At 38.9% G+C, this 16257-nt stretch carries 13 protein-coding genes and 1 riboswitch; of the genes, 11 read left to right on the forward strand and 2 right to left on the reverse strand.

The window, feature by feature from the left end:
* Window positions 1-163: 163 nt before the first annotated feature.
* From IGJ52_RS05965 to lpdA, 6 genes are all read left to right on the forward strand, one after another.
* The gene (locus IGJ52_RS05965; protein WP_010715145.1) at window positions 164-745 is read left to right on the forward strand and encodes a TMEM175 family protein; all 582 of its coding nucleotides are present in this window, start codon (window positions 164-166) and stop codon (window positions 743-745) included.
* Between the two features lie 81 nt (window positions 746-826).
* A riboswitch (M-box (ykoK) riboswitch) is annotated at window positions 827-994 on the forward strand.
* Window positions 995-1217: 223 nt separating this feature from the next.
* The gene (mgtA, locus tag IGJ52_RS05970; RefSeq protein WP_002388982.1) at window positions 1218-3830 is read left to right on the forward strand and encodes a magnesium-translocating P-type ATPase; all 2613 of its coding nucleotides are present in this window, start codon (window positions 1218-1220) and stop codon (window positions 3828-3830) included.
* Between the two features lie 597 nt (window positions 3831-4427).
* On the forward strand, window positions 4428-5543 hold the full coding sequence (gene pdhA / locus IGJ52_RS05975; protein ID WP_002357768.1) for a pyruvate dehydrogenase (acetyl-transferring) E1 component subunit alpha: 1116 nt from the start codon (window positions 4428-4430) through the stop codon (window positions 5541-5543).
* A 2-nt stretch (window positions 5544-5545) separates the two neighbouring features.
* Window positions 5546-6523 carry an alpha-ketoacid dehydrogenase subunit beta gene (locus IGJ52_RS05980; RefSeq protein WP_002357767.1) on the forward strand — a complete coding sequence of 326 codons (978 nt, stop codon included), beginning with the start codon at window positions 5546-5548 and terminating at the stop codon, window positions 6521-6523.
* A 142-nt stretch (window positions 6524-6665) separates the two neighbouring features.
* Window positions 6666-8285, forward strand: coding sequence for a dihydrolipoyllysine-residue acetyltransferase (locus IGJ52_RS05985; RefSeq protein WP_002357766.1), 1620 nt, complete (start codon window positions 6666-6668; stop codon window positions 8283-8285).
* A gap of 7 nt (window positions 8286-8292) precedes the next feature.
* Entirely contained in the window at window positions 8293-9699 is a 1407-nt protein-coding gene (gene lpdA, locus IGJ52_RS05990; protein WP_263306340.1) for a dihydrolipoyl dehydrogenase, read from the forward strand.
* Window positions 9700-9811: 112 nt separating this feature from the next.
* Here the strand turns inward: lpdA and IGJ52_RS05995 are convergent, their stop codons facing one another.
* Entirely contained in the window at window positions 9812-10798 is a 987-nt protein-coding gene (locus IGJ52_RS05995) for a PocR ligand-binding domain-containing protein (protein ID WP_010816479.1), read from the reverse strand.
* Window positions 10799-10958: 160 nt separating this feature from the next.
* Between IGJ52_RS05995 and IGJ52_RS06000 the strand changes: the two genes are divergently transcribed.
* The 5 genes from IGJ52_RS06000 (at window position 10959) to IGJ52_RS06020 (ending at window position 15014) form a co-directional block, all read left to right on the forward strand.
* On the forward strand, window positions 10959-12098 hold the full coding sequence (locus tag IGJ52_RS06000) for a glycerol dehydrogenase (protein WP_010715148.1): 1140 nt from the start codon (window positions 10959-10961) through the stop codon (window positions 12096-12098).
* A gap of 12 nt (window positions 12099-12110) precedes the next feature.
* Complete coding sequence (gene dhaM, locus IGJ52_RS06005) at window positions 12111-12509, forward strand: dihydroxyacetone kinase phosphoryl donor subunit DhaM (protein WP_002357762.1); 399 nt, start codon at window positions 12111-12113, stop codon at window positions 12507-12509.
* The gene (dhaK, locus tag IGJ52_RS06010; protein ID WP_002366604.1) at window positions 12510-13493 is read left to right on the forward strand and encodes a dihydroxyacetone kinase subunit DhaK; all 984 of its coding nucleotides are present in this window, start codon (window positions 12510-12512) and stop codon (window positions 13491-13493) included.
* Between the two features lie 12 nt (window positions 13494-13505).
* Window positions 13506-14108, forward strand: a complete 603-nt coding sequence (gene dhaL, locus IGJ52_RS06015; RefSeq protein WP_033601146.1) for a dihydroxyacetone kinase subunit DhaL — start codon at window positions 13506-13508, stop codon at window positions 14106-14108.
* A 123-nt stretch (window positions 14109-14231) separates the two neighbouring features.
* Window positions 14232-15014, forward strand: coding sequence for a hypothetical protein (locus IGJ52_RS06020; RefSeq protein WP_033601144.1), 783 nt, complete (start codon window positions 14232-14234; stop codon window positions 15012-15014).
* A 72-nt stretch (window positions 15015-15086) separates the two neighbouring features.
* Here IGJ52_RS06020 and IGJ52_RS06025 read toward each other — a convergent pair whose 3' ends face one another.
* Window positions 15087-16238, reverse strand: coding sequence for a hydroxymethylglutaryl-CoA synthase (locus tag IGJ52_RS06025; RefSeq protein ID WP_002357756.1), 1152 nt, complete (start codon window positions 16236-16238; stop codon window positions 15087-15089).
* Window positions 16239-16257: the final 19 nt, after the last annotated feature.

The following is a 16257-nucleotide window of genomic DNA, read 5'->3' on the forward strand; positions in this document are numbered from 1 at the left end:
TTGTTCTATAACGAGTGTAAGAGGCTTACTTTTAAGTAGGACTCTTGCACTCGTTTTTAGGAACTTCAACAACCGAGAGACTTCATAAATAATTGAATTTTTACAGAAATGCGTTATACTTACTTTGGGTAAGTTATTTAATTTTATGAAAGTAGGAGAAATGATGCCGAAAACACGTGTAGAAGCATTTACAGATGCAGTCATTGCGATTATTTTAACGTTATTAATTTTAGAATTAAAAATTCCTGAAAAAGCAGATTGGTCTGCTCTGACCCAATCTGGACACAAAATCATTATTTATTTAATTAGTTTTGTTACTTTATTGATTTATTGGAACAATCATCATCATTTATTTCAAAGCGTCCGTAAAATTGATGGACGTGTCCTTTGGATGAATAATTTTTTAATTTTGACGTTGACGTTTTTCCCGTTTGTTACTGGTTGGGTAGGTGAACATCCGTTTTCTTGGCCGCCACAAGCTTTGTATGGCTTAGTAGTATTAGGAGCTGATGTTGCTTATTATCTAGTGGTGCGGGCATTGATTCAGGCAAATGGGCCCAAATCCGAAGTACAACGTTTGTTTGGCCACTATCCAAAATTAACGCTTTCGATTGTGTTGAATATTATTGCGTTGATTGTGGGTAAAATGGTAGCGCCAATCGCTGTCCTGATTATTGATACGATTGTTTTAGTCATGTGGTTTATTCCTGAGCGAAAAGCAGAAATAAAGGAAACTTTAAAGTAGTTATTTTTTATTTATAACAAAAAAGTCATAAATCTTTTGACAAGAATGTCAAACTCCTCTATTATAAGAAGTGGATAAAAACTGAATAATTGTTAGGTGAGGCTCCTATTTGGACAAATGCTGCTGCCGCGAAAGGATCGAGAGACCCTTAGTTGGTTGAACAGGAATAATCGTGAAGGTTATTCATAATGTAGCTGATACATGTTATCTACGCCCTATAGTGCTAAAGCTCAACGATAGAGAATCTTATTTAAAGATGGTATTTTGGGACGTACTCTATTGTTGAGTAGGTCCTTTTTTGTGTGTTTGGCAAAAAAGCAATTATTCACTGGAAGTATAAATAAGAAAAAGAAAGGATGACTGTCATGGAAGACCCTGGAAGTGAACAGAGAAACAAAATACAGTCACCAACGAAAGGAGAAGATTTTAGTACTCTTTTCGGCAGGTGACCACAACCTTGGAGGAAAAGAAAATGATGAACAAAAAAACAATGGATATGAGAAAAGCAACCAAAGATCAAGAATTACGTAAATTGGCGTTGCTTTCTGAACGGGAATTAATGATGGAATTACGGACATCTGAAAAAGGACTCTCGAATGAAGATGCCGAAAAAAGATTAGAGGAATTTGGACCAAACGAAGTTTCTGCACAAAAGCCAACCCCAGCAATTATTTTATTTTTAAGTGCATTCAAAGATCCATTTGTCTATGTCTTAGCCTTATTGATGGTCGTTTCAACTTTAACGAAAGATTTCGAAGCCGCTATCGTGATGGGCGTGATGATTTTAGCCAGTGTCTTGATTGCTTTTATACAAGAATATCGTTCGCAAAAAGCGAGTTTGGATTTAAAAGAATTAATTGAAAACACCGCTGCAGTGACACGGGAAGGGATTACGAAAGAAATTCCAATGGACGAAATTGTTCCAGGAGACATTGTAACTTTAGCTACAGGAGACATGATTCCTGCAGATGCCGTGTTGATTTGGACCAAAGATTTATTCGTTAATCAATCGTCGCTAACAGGCGAATCCATGCCTGTCGAAAAATTTGTGGATGCAGGTGTGGATCGTCAACAAACAGAGGTTTCTGCATTAGATATGCAAGACCTAGTGTTTATGGGCACAGATGTCTTGAGTGGACAAGGAAAAGCGATTATTTTAAAAACTGGGCAACATACATTTTTTGGTGATATTGCTAAAAATGCTACGACGCAACGAGGAAAAACTAGTTTTGACTTGGGCTTAGCAAAAGTCAGTAAGTTTTTATTACGAATGGTAATGATTTTGTTTCCAATCGTTTTCTTGATTAATGGTTTAACTAAAGGTGCTTGGGGCGAAGCATTTTTCTTCGCGATTGCCGTTGCAGTTGGTTTGACACCAGAAATGTTGCCAATGATTGTTACGAGTAACTTAGCCAAGGGTGCATTATCCTTATCGAAACATAAAGTCATTGTTAAAGAATTAGCGGCTATCCAAAATTTAGGTGGTATGGATGTGCTCTGTACAGATAAGACTGGAACGATTACCGAAGATCGTGTAGTTTTGGTTCAACATTTGAATCCATTAGGTGATTTGAGTGACGAGGTTCTAAATTTAGCCTACTTAAATTCTTCTTATCAAACAGGTTGGAAAAATTTAATGGATATTGCCGTTATTAATTTTTATGAAGAGCATCAATGGAAAACGCCGTTTAAAAATGTCACTAAAATTGATGAAATTCCTTTTGATTTTTCCAGACGCCGCTTAACGGTTGTCGTAAATGCAGATGATCATCAATTGATGATTACGAAAGGCGCCGTGGAAGAAATGGAAGAAGTGTGCACGCATGCGCAAATTAATGGCGAAATTGTACCATTAAGCACTGCTGTACGAGAAGAACTACGCCGAGTGAATGTTCAAATGAACAAACAAGGGATGCGTGTGTTAGCGGTAGCTGTAAAAAAAGATGTCCATAAAGAAGCAGTTTATTCAGTTGAAGATGAAAAAGAGATGACATTGATTGGGTTTATGGGTTTTCTTGATCCAGCAAAAGAGTCAGCTGTCAGCGCTATCCGCTCCTTACATGAACATGGTGTCAACGTGAAAGTGCTAACGGGCGATAATGACATTGTCGCCAAAAAAGTCTGTAAAGATGTAGGCATTGAAGTTTCCCATGTGTTATTAGGTTCTCAAATTGAAGCAATGACAGATGAAGAGTTGCGGGCGCAAGTAGAAGAAACTAATTTATTTGCCAAATTAAATCCGATGCAAAAATCTAAAATTATTGAATTGCTACAAGCGAAAGGTCATACGGTTGGTTTTATGGGGGATGGCATTAACGATGCACCAGCATTGCGAAAAGCTGATGTGGGTATTTCAGTAGATACTGCAGCTGATATTACTAAAGATGCTAGCTCGATTATTTTACTGGAAAAAAGCTTAAATGTACTGGAATCTGGTGTGATTGAAGGACGAAAAGTATTTAGCAATATGATGAAATATATTAAAATTACTATCAGTTCTAATTTTGGGAATGTCTTTTCAATTTTAGTAGCCAGTGCCTTTTTACCATTCCTACCAATGCTTTCCTTACAACTCTTGATTCAAAATTTGATTTATGATGTGGCTCAGTTGACAATTCCTTGGGATAATGTTGATGAAGAAGAGTTATTAAGCCCTGTTCGGTGGGAAACGAACGGACTAGCGAAATTTACGGTATGTATTGGCCCGGTAAGTAGTATTTTCGATATTCTAACGTATCTTGTCATGTGGTTTGTGTTTAGCGCCAATAGTTTGGCCACTCAACATTTATTCCAAACAGGTTGGTTTATGGTGGGACTTGTTAGTCAAACGTTAGTTGTTCATATGGTCCGGACGCGGAAAATACCATTTATTCAAAGTCGTGCGTCAATGCCTGTGATGCTAAGTAGTTTAGGTGCAATCTTACTCGGTTTCTTGATTGTAGCAACGCCCATAAGAGAGGTTTTTGACTTTGTGAAACTTCCGGCTAACTACTGGCCATGGTTCTTTGGAATCATCATTGCGTACATGTTAACTGTTGAAGTAGCTAAACGTTTATATATTAAAATTACCAAGGAATGGATTTAGTAAAATCTACTGAAAGAGAAAAGAATTTGCTAAGCTGTATTACTCGTTTTGCGAAAATTTGGTGATTTTAAGCAATGAATGTTCGTGATAAAACCTAAGGTAAAGTATTTGGCAAAAAAACGAGCCAAAAAAAATAAAAATTAACGAAAAAAACTTTGTTCTCTAAAAAATAAAAAACCGCATGCTGAGTAGGTTACTCGGCTGACGGTTTTTATTTTTTGGTTTTTTCAAGATAATTTTCATGAAAAAGCAAAGTTCGGAAATCAGATTACTAGCCAGCTCGGGGATGGGGGGCTCGAATTAATAGAACTGTTATATAATATTTTCAAAATAGAATATAACAGTTAGGGGGAAAATAGTACAGAAGAAGTGTGGAACAGAAACCGTTTTCTTGTTTGTGAAGATTATCACTAAACCGCAAAAACATGCGGTTTTGCTCTTTTGTGAAAAAATGAAGAAATTAGAGTTTTTTTCTTGCGCTTTTTCGAATTTAGTGATAATTTGTTAAGTGTAGTCGATAAAAAGTAATACAGTTTCGCACTCTGTTTTACTTTTATCGAAATTAAAGAAACGTAATAGAGAGGATTGTGTGACAAAATGGCAAAGGCTAAGAAACAAAAACCTATTGACTTTAAAGAGCTAATGGCTAAAGTCGACGCTGATTTCCCAACTTTCCAAATCTTGGATCAAGATGGAAAAATTGTGAATGAAGATTTAGTACCTGATTTATCGGATGAGGAATTAGTTGAATTAATGACACGCATGGTTTGGTCTCGTGTGTTAGACCAACGTTCTACTGCATTAAACCGTCAAGGACGCTTAGGATTCTTCGCGCCAACAGCTGGACAAGAAGCAAGCCAATTGGCAAGTCAATTTGCAATGGAAAAAGAAGACTACTTATTACCAGGTTACCGTGATGTACCTCAATTAGTACAACATGGTTTACCATTAAGAGAAGCTTTCTTATGGTCTCGTGGTCACGTAGCAGGGAACTACTACGCGGAAGATTTAAATGCATTACCACCACAAATTATCATTGGTGCTCAATACATCCAAGCAGCTGGTGTTGCTTTAGGATTGAAAAAACGTGGAAAAGAAAATGTTGTCTTCACTTATACTGGTGACGGCGGTTCTTCACAAGGGGACTTCTATGAAGCAATTAACTTTGCTGGTGCTTACCAAGCAAACGGTGTCTTCATTATCCAAAACAATGGTTTTGCGATTTCTACACCTCGTGAAAAACAAACAGCGGCTAAAACTTTAGCTCAAAAAGCTGTTGCAGCAGGAATTCCTGGTATTCAAGTTGATGGTATGGATCCATTAGCAGTTTACGCAATTGCAAAAGAAGCACGCGATTGGTCAGCTGCAGGAAACGGTCCAGTTTTAATTGAAACATTAACCTATCGTTATGGTCCACATACTTTATCTGGAGACGATCCAACACGTTACCGTTCAAAAGAAATGGATGACGAATGGGTACAAAAAGATCCATTGACTCGTTTCCGTAAATATCTAACAGATAAAGGCTTATGGTCTGAAGCAAAAGAAGAAGAAATTATTGAAAAAACAAAAGAAGAAATCAAAGTAGCGATTGCAGAAGCGGATAAAGCGCCAAAACAAAAAGTTTCTGATTTCTTGAAAAATATGTTTGAAGTTCAACCTCAAACAATTAAAGAACAAATTGCATTTTATGAAGCGAAGGAGTCGAAATAAAAATGGCACAAAAAACTATGATCCAAGCAATTACAGATGCCTTAGCTCTTGAATTAGAGAAAGACGAAAATGTCTTAATCTTCGGTGAAGACGTTGGTAACAACGGTGGGGTTTTCCGTGCAACTGAAGGTTTACAAGAAAAATTTGGTGAAGACCGCGTCTTCGATACACCTTTAGCTGAATCTGGTATCGGTGGATTGGCTTTCGGTCTTGCCTTGCAAGGTTACCGTCCAGTTCCTGAAATCCAATTCTTTGGTTTCGTTTTTGAAGTATTTGACGAAATCGTTGGTCAAATGGCTCGTACGCGTTACCGTATGGGTGGAACTCGTAATATGCCAATTACTGTTCGTGCCCCATTTGGTGGTGGTGTTCATACACCAGAACTTCACTCAGATAACTTAGAAGGATTAATCGCACAATCACCAGGTGTTCGTGTTGTTATTCCATCAAACCCTTACGATGCAAAAGGACTATTAATTTCATCTATTCGCAGCAACGATCCAGTTGTCTACTTAGAGCACATGAAATTATACCGTTCATTCCGTGAGGAAGTGCCAGACGAAGCTTATGAAGTGCCTTTAGATAAAGCGGCTGTAACTCGTGAAGGAACAGACGTATCAATCATCACTTACGGCGCTATGGTTCGTGAAGCGATTAAAGCAGCTGATAGCTTAGCGAAAGACAATATTTCAGCAGAAATCATTGACTTACGTACAGTGGCTCCTTTAGATGTGGAAACAATTATTAACTCTGTTGAAAAAACTGGCCGTGTGGTTGTCGTTCAAGAAGCACAAAAACAAGCTGGCGTTGGCGCTATGGTTGTTTCTGAAATTTCTGAACGTGCCGTATTATCATTAGAAGCACCAATCGGACGTGTATCTGCTCCAGATACAATCTTCCCATTCGGACAAGCAGAAAATATCTGGTTACCAAATGCGAAAGATATCGAAGCAAAAGCTAGAGAAATCGTCGAATTTTAATAGTTATTCGAAGTAGATAAACGAAGAATTAAACAGGTGGAATACGGCTATAGGCATGAAATGTTCAGCTACTATAGTCGTTTCCCCGCGTTTTGCTCCTAAGAAAATAGACAGATCCAACGAAGAAGGGAAGACTTAAAAAATGGCTTATCAGTTTAAATTACCGGATATCGGTGAAGGGATTGCCGAAGGCGAAATCGTTAAATGGTTTGTAAAACCTGGCGATACAATCAACGAAGACGATACGTTATTAGAAGTACAAAATGACAAATCAGTGGAAGAAATTCCATCACCAGTAACAGGTACTGTAAAAAATATCGTTGTACCAGAAGGAACAGTTGCAAACGTTGGTGACGTGTTAATCGAAATCGACGCACCTGGTCACGAAGATAACGATGCAGCACCAGCAGCCCCTGCACAAGAACAAACACCAGCACAACCTGCTGCTGTACCAACAACCGAAGCAGCTGGCGGATTTTTCCAATTCAAATTACCAGATATCGGTGAAGGAATTGCCGAAGGCGAAATCGTTAAATGGTTCGTTAAAGCGGGCGACACAATTAATGAAGATGATTCATTATTAGAAGTACAAAATGACAAATCAGTAGAAGAAATTCCATCACCAGTAACAGGTACTGTAAAAAATATCGTTGTACCAGAAGGAACAGTTGCCAATGTGGGTGACGTGTTAGTTGAAATTGACGCACCTGGTCATAATTCAGCAGCACCGGCAGCCGCAGCACCAGCTACTGACGCTCCTAAAGCGGAAGCATCAGCTCCAGCCGCTTCAACAGGCGTAGTTGCAGCCGCTGATCCAAACAAACGCGTTTTAGCAATGCCATCTGTTCGTCAGTATGCGCGTGAAAAAGACGTTGATATTACACAAGTAACTGCAACTGGTAAAGGTGGCCGTGTCATTAAAGCGGATATTGATGCCTTTGTCTCTGGTGGTTCTCAAGCAGCACCAGCTACTGAAGCTGCTGCAACAGAAGCAGCACCTAAAGCGGAAGCCGCTGCACCTAAAGCAGCGCCAAAAGCCTTTACTTCTGATTTAGGCGAAATGGAAACACGTGAAAAAATGACACCAACACGTAAAGCAATTGCTAAAGCAATGGTTAACAGCAAACACACTGCTCCTCACGTAACATTACATGATGAAGTAGAAGTTTCTAAATTATGGGATCACCGTAAGAAATTTAAAGATGTTGCTGCTGCAAATGGTACAAAATTAACATTCTTACCATACGTTGTAAAAGCATTGACTTCAACTGTTCAAAAATTCCCAATCTTGAATGCATCAATTGATGACGCAGCACAAGAAATTGTTTACAAAAATTACTTTAACATTGGTATCGCTACTGATACAGATCATGGCTTATATGTACCAAATGTTAAAAATGCTAATACGAAGAGCATGTTTGCTATCGCTGATGAAATCAACGAAAAAGCAGCATTGGCTATCGAAGGTAAATTAACTGCACAAGATATGCGTGATGGTACAATCACAATTAGTAACATTGGTTCAGTCGGTGGCGGCTGGTTTACACCAGTAATCAACTACCCTGAAGTTGCTATTTTAGGCGTTGGTACAATTGCACAAGAACCAGTTGTTAATGCAGACGGCGAAATCGTTGTGGGACGCATGATGAAATTATCATTAAGCTTTGACCACCGTATCGTTGACGGCGCAACTGCTCAAAAAGCAATGAACAACATTAAACGCTTATTAGCTGATCCAGAATTACTATTAATGGAAGGATGATTAACAAATGGTAGTAGGAGATTTCGCCATTGAACTAGATACAGTCGTAATCGGAGCTGGACCTGGAGGATACGTTGCTGCAATTCGTGCCGCAGAAATGGGTCAAAAAGTTGCGATTATCGAACGTGAATACATCGGAGGCGTTTGTTTAAACGTTGGATGTATTCCTTCAAAAGCTTTAATTGCTGCTGGACATCATTACCAAGAAGCACAAGATTCTTCAACTTTTGGTGTAACAGCTAAAGGAGTCGAATTAGACTTTGCCAAAACACAAGACTGGAAAGATAACACAGTTGTTAAATCATTAACAGGCGGCGTTGGCATGTTATTGAAAAAACACAAAGTAGAAATTATTGAAGGCGAAGCATTCTTCGTTGACGAAAATACATTGCGTGTTATTCACCCAGACTCAGCACAAACTTACTCATTCAATAATGCTATTGTAGCAACAGGTTCTCGTCCAATTGAAATCCCAGGATTCAAATTTGGCGGACGTGTGTTAGATTCTACAGGTGGTTTAAACTTAAAAGAAGTTCCTAAAAAATTCGTTATTATCGGTGGCGGTGTCATCGGTGCTGAATTAGGTGGCGCTTATGCTAACTTAGGTTCAGAAGTAACAATTTTAGAAGGTAGCCCATCAATTTTACCAACTTATGAAAAAGATATGGTTAAAGTTGTCACAGACGACTTCAAGAAGAAAAACGTAACAATCGTGACTTCTGCAATGGCTAAAGAAGCTGTTGACAATGGCGATAGCGTCACTGTTAAATATGAAGTTAACGGAAAAGAAGAAAGTGTTGAAGCAGATTACGTAATGGTCACTGTTGGACGTCGTCCAAACACAGACGACTTAGGCTTAGAACAAGCGGGCGTTGAAATTGGCGAACGTGGTTTAATCCCAGTTGACAGCCAAGGACGTACTAACGTGAAAAACATCTTCGCAATCGGCGACATCGTACCAGGTGCTGCGTTAGCGCATAAAGCAAGCTACGAAGCAAAAATTGCTGCTGAAGCAATTTCTGGTAAGAAAGTTGCAGTTGATTACAAAGCAATGCCAGCTGTTGCCTTTACTGATCCAGAATTGGCAAGCGTTGGTATGACTGTTGCAGAAGCAAAAGAAGCGGGAATCGAAGCAAAAGGCTACAAATTCCCATTTGCTGGTAACGGCCGTGCAATCTCTTTAGATAAAACTGAAGGATTCATGCGTTTAGTTACAACTGTAGAAGACAATGTCATCATCGGTGCACAAATTGCCGGTGTCGGTGCAAGTGACATGATTTCTGAATTAGCTTTAGCTATTGAGTCTGGCATGAATGCAGAAGACATTGCTTTAACAATCCACCCACACCCATCATTGGGCGAAATTACTATGGATACAGCTGAATTGGCTTTAGGTTTACCAATTCATATTTAATAGTATCACTTTGTCGCACGACAGATATAATGCGCCTTTTGCACTTGTTGCATTAGCCACAGCAAGAGCAAAAGGTGTAAAAAAACAACGACTTTTAGGAGTCGTTGTTTTTTTATGCTCTGTTCTTTCTTTTACGGTATTTAAGAGGTGTTTCACCCGTTTCTTGTTTAAAGATACGGACAAAATAGCTATCTTCAACAAATCCTAAATCTTCACTGATTTGGGCGATCGTTTTATCTGTCTCCAAAAGAAGCTGTTTAGCCCATGTGATTTTTAATTGTCGATAAAATTGACTAAAGGGAATACCAAACTCCTCTTTTAATAAACGACTTAAATACGTCGGTGTCAAATGAACAAGGTCTGCCAGTTCTTGTAAATTTAAACGCAGCGATTTGTTTTCCCAAAGGGCATCTAAAACCGGTTGTAATTGCTTATTTTTAGTTTGATAGGCACTTGAAGGAGTTAATTGAGCAGTTAATAAAGTTTGTTGAATATCTTTTTGGATCATATTCAATGGCTCCAGCTCTTCTTTTCGCGAACTAATCTGTAAGGATTGTTTGTACGTATTGATTAAATAATCTTTTTTGATGGCTTCAGAAATAATATATTGGCTTAGATCAGCGATTAATGTCGCGCTCTTTTCTAAGTCTGCTAGTTCTAAAACAGGGTATTGTTGATACAGCTCGTGGTGTGTTACTAAAAATTCTTGAATGAAGGCATCATTCATGGTTAAAACCTGTTCTAACTCTTCTTGGTGATCTTCGAGCAAAACTTCACCAGCCATAATGGCTCCTACATACTGGTCATCAACAATAATGGGGATGGCCATATCAACGATGTTAAAGTGACAACGGTAGATAAAAGGCTGACCAGTGCGAACAGCTTCCAAGCCACCACGAGCATCACATTTTTCACAAAGTTTCGAGAGCTCAGGGGAGTGGCGTACCAGTTGGCAAAAGGGTTGAACTTGACTATGTTTCGTCACAGGTCGACCTTTATAATCGACTAAAATAATGGCTAAGCGAGTGCTTAAGGCCAATGATTCTTGCAATTTTTCCCACTTTTCTAAATCTAAAATATTTTTTAATTCTACAGTCATAAGGCAATCCTTCAATCTAAAGTTTAAAAATCATAATATTTTATTATTTCACAAAATAATTCTATCATTTTTTGCAAGAAAACGATACCAAAAGTTCAATGCTTTTTGGATGAAAGCGTTTTATACTATGTATGTAAACAAAATATAGGAGGCTATCAACATGAGAAAAGCATTGATTTTACCAACGAAATATGTTCAAGGGGAAGATGAATTACTAAACTTAGGTTACTTCGTTTCAACTTTTGGAAAAAAAGCGTTACTAATTGCAAATCCTGCTGACGTTGATCGTGTACGTCCACAATTGGAAGAAACAGCGAAAAAGTTTGACATTACCTTCGTAGAGGGTGGCTTTAGTGGAGAAGTAACGCGTGAAGAAACAAAGCGCTTGCAAAACGTTGGACAAAAAGAACAAGCAGACTGTATCATTGGTTTAGGTGGCGGTAAAGCAATCGATGCTTCAAAAGTCGTAGCAGAAGGTGAAAACTTAATTATTGTACCAACGATTGCGGCTCAAGATGCACCAACTTCGCATTCAGCTGTACTATATCATGAAGATGGCTCATTTGATGATTATGCTTACTTTAAACAAAGTCCAAGCGTCGTGATGGTTGATACAAAAGTGGTTGCCAAAGCGCCAACTAGATTTTTAGTTGCTGGAATGGGGGATGCCTTATCCACATATTTTGAAGCACGCGCAACACACAATTCATATTCTCGGGTTAATGCTAGTTTGCCAATGGGTTCAAGAGAAGGCTTAACGCCTGCTGCTAGCGGCACATATGCAGCTTTGGCTATGGCAAAACTTTGCTGGGAAAACCTACAGGAAGATGGGTTAAAAGCGAAATTAGCTTGTGATGCAAATGTGGTTACTGAATCATTGAATAAGATCATTGAAACAAATATCTTACTTTCAGGCTTAGGTTTTGAAAGTGGCGGTTTAGCTGCAGCGCATGCGATTCATAACGGTATGACAGTCTTACCTGGTGCGCACAGTTATTTACATGGTGAAAAAGTAGCCTTTGCAACGATTGCACAACTTGTATTAGAAGATGCAGCAAAAGACGAATTAGAAGCTGTTTTAGACTTTAGCGCTTCTGTAGGTTTACCATTAACGCTTTCAGACATTGGTGTCGATGAAATCACTTATGAAGAAGCGTTGGAAGTAGCCAAAATTGCTTGCATTCCAGAAGAATCAATTCATTCAATGCCATTCCCAATTGTCGTTGAAGAAGTAGCGAATGCAATCATTGTTGCAGATAAAGTCGGACAAGAATATAAAACAAAACATAAATTAGATTAAGGAAGTGTCCACATGAAAGCAGATATTTTACTCGTTTCACATAGCAAAATGATTACAGATGGTATTAAAGAGATGATTGAACAGATGAATGCCAGTGAAGAAATTACGATTCATTCACTTGGTGGCACATCAGATGGTTCATTAGGTTCAGATCCAATGAAAATCATTGACACGATTAACGAAGCGGACTCTGACCGAGAATTTTTAATTTTTGCCGATTTAGGCAGTGCCGTTTTAAGTTCAGAATTAGCTTTTGATATGCTAGAAGAAGACCAACAGAAACATTATCATTTAGTCGATGCACCATTGGTTGAAGGTGCCTTTGCGGCAGCAATTACTGCAGGTGTCTCAGATGATTTGACGCAAATTTTAGCAGAAGCTCAAAATGCTGGTAAGAAAGGGTGGAACTAAATGAAAAAAATTATTAATGAACCTGGTAAAATTGTCGAAGAAATGCTCCAAGGAATTGTGAAAAGCTATGGAAACCTTGTTCATCAAGTCGAAGATTCTCGCGTGATTGCTCGCAACGACTCAAACAAACAAGTTGGGTTAGTATCTGGTGGCGGAAGTGGTCATGAGCCTGCACATGCTGGGTTTGTTGGTGATGGAATGTTAAATGCCGCAGTTTTAGGTGATGTCTTTACTTCACCAACACCAGATCAAATTTTAACAGGAATCCAAGCGGCAGACCAAGGGGCCGGTGTTCTGTTAATCGTAAAAAATTATACAGGCGATATTTTGAACTTTGAAATGGCCAAAGATATGGCTGATATGGAAGACATTCATGTAGAAATGGTCGTTGTCGATGACGATATTGCAGTCGAAGATAGCACCTATACCGCTGGAAAACGAGGCGTTGCCGGGACTGTTCTTGTCCATAAGATTTTAGGACATCATGCCCGCCAAGGTGCTTCTTTAGAAGAGCTCGTTTCTTTAGGAGAAAAGATTGTAGCAGCCACGAAAACAATTGGAGTGGCTTTAAAAGCAGCCACTGTGCCTGAAGTTGGCAAACCAGGTTTTACTTTACCAGAAGATGAAATTGAATTTGGCGTAGGGATTCACGGAGAACCAGGCTATCGTCGTGAAAAAATCCAACCATCGAAAGAGTTAGCGAAAGAATTAGTTGAAAAAACATTAAGTAGCTATGAACAACAACCACAAACAGTTGGTATACTTGTCAATGGCATGGGCGGCACGCCATTAATGGAACAATTTGTATTTATGAACGACGTGCTAACATTATTAGAAGATAAAGGTGTTCAAGTGACCTTCCATAAAGTGGGTAACTATATGACGTCTATTGACATGCAAGGATTATCTTTAACGATGATTGACTTGGCGACAAAAGACTGGCAAACAGCGCTAGAAAGCAATGTAACAACAATTTCTTGGTAAGGGTGATAAAAGATGGAATTAACAGTAAAAGACATTCAAACATGGTTAGACAACTATTCAAAAGTTATTGAAGAAAAAAAAGACTATTTAAGTGAATTAGACACGCCGATTGGTGATGGGGATCACGGTAACAACATGGCTCGTGGTATGGCTGAATACAAAATTGCGTTTGACAAAAAAGTACCAACCACAATCACGGAGACATTTAAAGTCCTATCCATGGCTTTGATTTCAAAAGTTGGCGGAGCTTCTGGTCCTTTATATGGTACTGCGTTTATGAATATGACTAAAGCGACAAAAGATTTGGAAACCATCAGTTCGCCAGAGCAATTAAAAGAAATTGTTCAGCAAGGTCTAGCTGGGATTCAGATGCGTGGCAAAGCTGAACCAGGAGATAAAACGATGGTTGATATCTGGGCACCTGTTGCTGAAGTAATTGGAACGGAACAATTTAATGAAGAAAAAATTGAACAATTTGCTGAAGCAACAAAAGATTGGGTGGCGAAAAAAGGACGTGCCTCTTATTTAGGGGAACGAGCAATTGGTCATATTGATCCAGGCGCAGCATCTAGTGCATTATTATTTGAAGAACTAGTCAAAGTAATCAATCAATAACAGTGAGAAAAAAGTTTAGCAAGTGCCTCTCTTGAAGCGCTTGCTAAACTTTTTTATAAATAATGGTTTCTTTTGTTCATCTATGGGATAATTTAAGTAACAAAAAATAACAAAGATAAACAAATGGGGGATTTAAAGATGAAAAAGCATGTGATTGTGGGATGTTTATTAATCGTTAGCTCAATGTTTGTAAGTGCTTGTGGAAGTTCGTCAGACGTGACCACGGAAAAAACCAGTGTCACAAAACAAGTCGAAGCTACGGGACAAAGCACATCCTCTTCCGTAGACCAAACCAAGTATGATGCCATTATTACAGAAGCTAAAAAGTTAACGGCAGAGGGGCAATATAAAGAATCAGAAGAAAAATTAGCTACGATTCCTGTTAGCGATTTAGGGAAACCTCATTATTCAATCGTTAAAGAAACGGTTGAGAAACTAAATAATCAAAATAATGAAGGCTTAAAAAGACAAGAAGAAGTCGCGGTTGAAAAGCAAACGAAGTCGAGTCCGGCACCAACGGAATCACTTAAACCAATTCCAGATGAATTTGCTAAATGGGCAACCACGTATCTTTTTTATTATCCACGAGGAGATCAAAAGCAAGCGGGTTTGATCATTGAAGCGAATGGAGCGGTCACGCAGACGAATACGAATGGCGAAATTTACACAGGAAAAGCCGAAATAAGTGGAGCTTCGGGCACTATTTTAAGTTATGATACGACTAATTATCGCCCGACGACCCAACCAGCTACAAAATCGATTACTCCAAATGTTAAAATCACTGTTACTTGGAACAATGGCGGCGGTGTTGATGTTTATTATGGCTACGTTTCTTATTCACAACGTTTAGCTTTGACAGATGGTATCGCAGTGACAGACGGGGTCAAAGAAGTTTGGCTTTCATAAAAAGAGCTAGACATTCAAGCAAAAACTTGAATGTCTAGCTCTTTTGTTGATTGAATCGGGGGATATAAATACTTAGTTTCGATAAGAACGAACGGTATTATTAATAGCAGAAATACTATATTTTAATTCATCTTCTAACGTTTGATCAATGTCTGTGTCTAAAGTTTCTGCAAACATGGCTTCATATTCAGCGATAGAAAGTTCTGTCCGATTATCCAGCAGTGCTAAATGAGTTTCTTTTTGTAAATGATTTTGATAACCAGCTACTAATTCACCAGTGAAAAATTCAGCGACAGCACCAGAACCATAACTGAATAACCCAATTTGATTGCCTGCGGTTAAAGTCGTTGCATTTTCTAAAAGGGAAATGAGTCCCAGATAAAGTGAACCCGTATACAAGTTTCCTACGCGACGACTATAGATGATACTTTCTTCATAACGAGCTAAAATTCGTTCCTGTTCTGCTTCAGTTTGGTCAGAGATTTTTGCTAATAAGGCTTTTTTGCCCATTTTTGTGTAAGGAATATGGAACGCTAAAGCATCATAATCTGCAAAATCAAGACCGGTCCGTTTTTTATGTTCATCCCAGACTTGGGCAAAAGATTGGATGTAGGTTTCGTTTGACAAAGGACCATCGACCATAGGATACGGATGGCCTGTTGGACGCCAAAAGTCATAGATATCTTGCGTCAGCATCACATTATCCTCTTTTAAAGCCAAGATGCGCGGTTCACTAGCAACTAACATTGCAACCGCCCCAGCTCCTTGTGTAGGCTCACCGCCAGAATTTAAGCCATATTTTGCAATATCTGCCGCGACAACCAAGACTTTTTTATCTGGATGTAAGGCGACGTGATTCTTAGCTAACTGTAAGCCTGCTGTTGCTCCGTAACAAGCTTCCTTGATTTCGAAAGAGCGAGCGAAAGGTTGAATCCCCATTAAACGATGTAAGACAACTGCGGCCGCTTTTGACTCATCGATACTGGACTCAGTCCCGACAATCACCATATCAATGGCCTCTTTATCTTCTTTGGTCAAGATGGCTTCTGCGGCATTGGCTGCAAATGTCACAATATCTTGGCTGATTGGGTTCACCGCCATTTGGTCTTGCCCAATACCAATATGAAATTTCCCAGGGTCTACATTTCTGGCTTCAGCCAGTGCCGTCATATCAATATAATAAGGGGGCACAAAAAAACTAATTTTATCAATCCCAATTGTCATTTCTTTAACTCCTTTACGA

Source organism: Enterococcus sp. DIV1758, assembly GCF_051711985.1.
GTDB lineage: Bacteria > Bacillota > Bacilli > Lactobacillales > Enterococcaceae > Enterococcus > Enterococcus faecalis.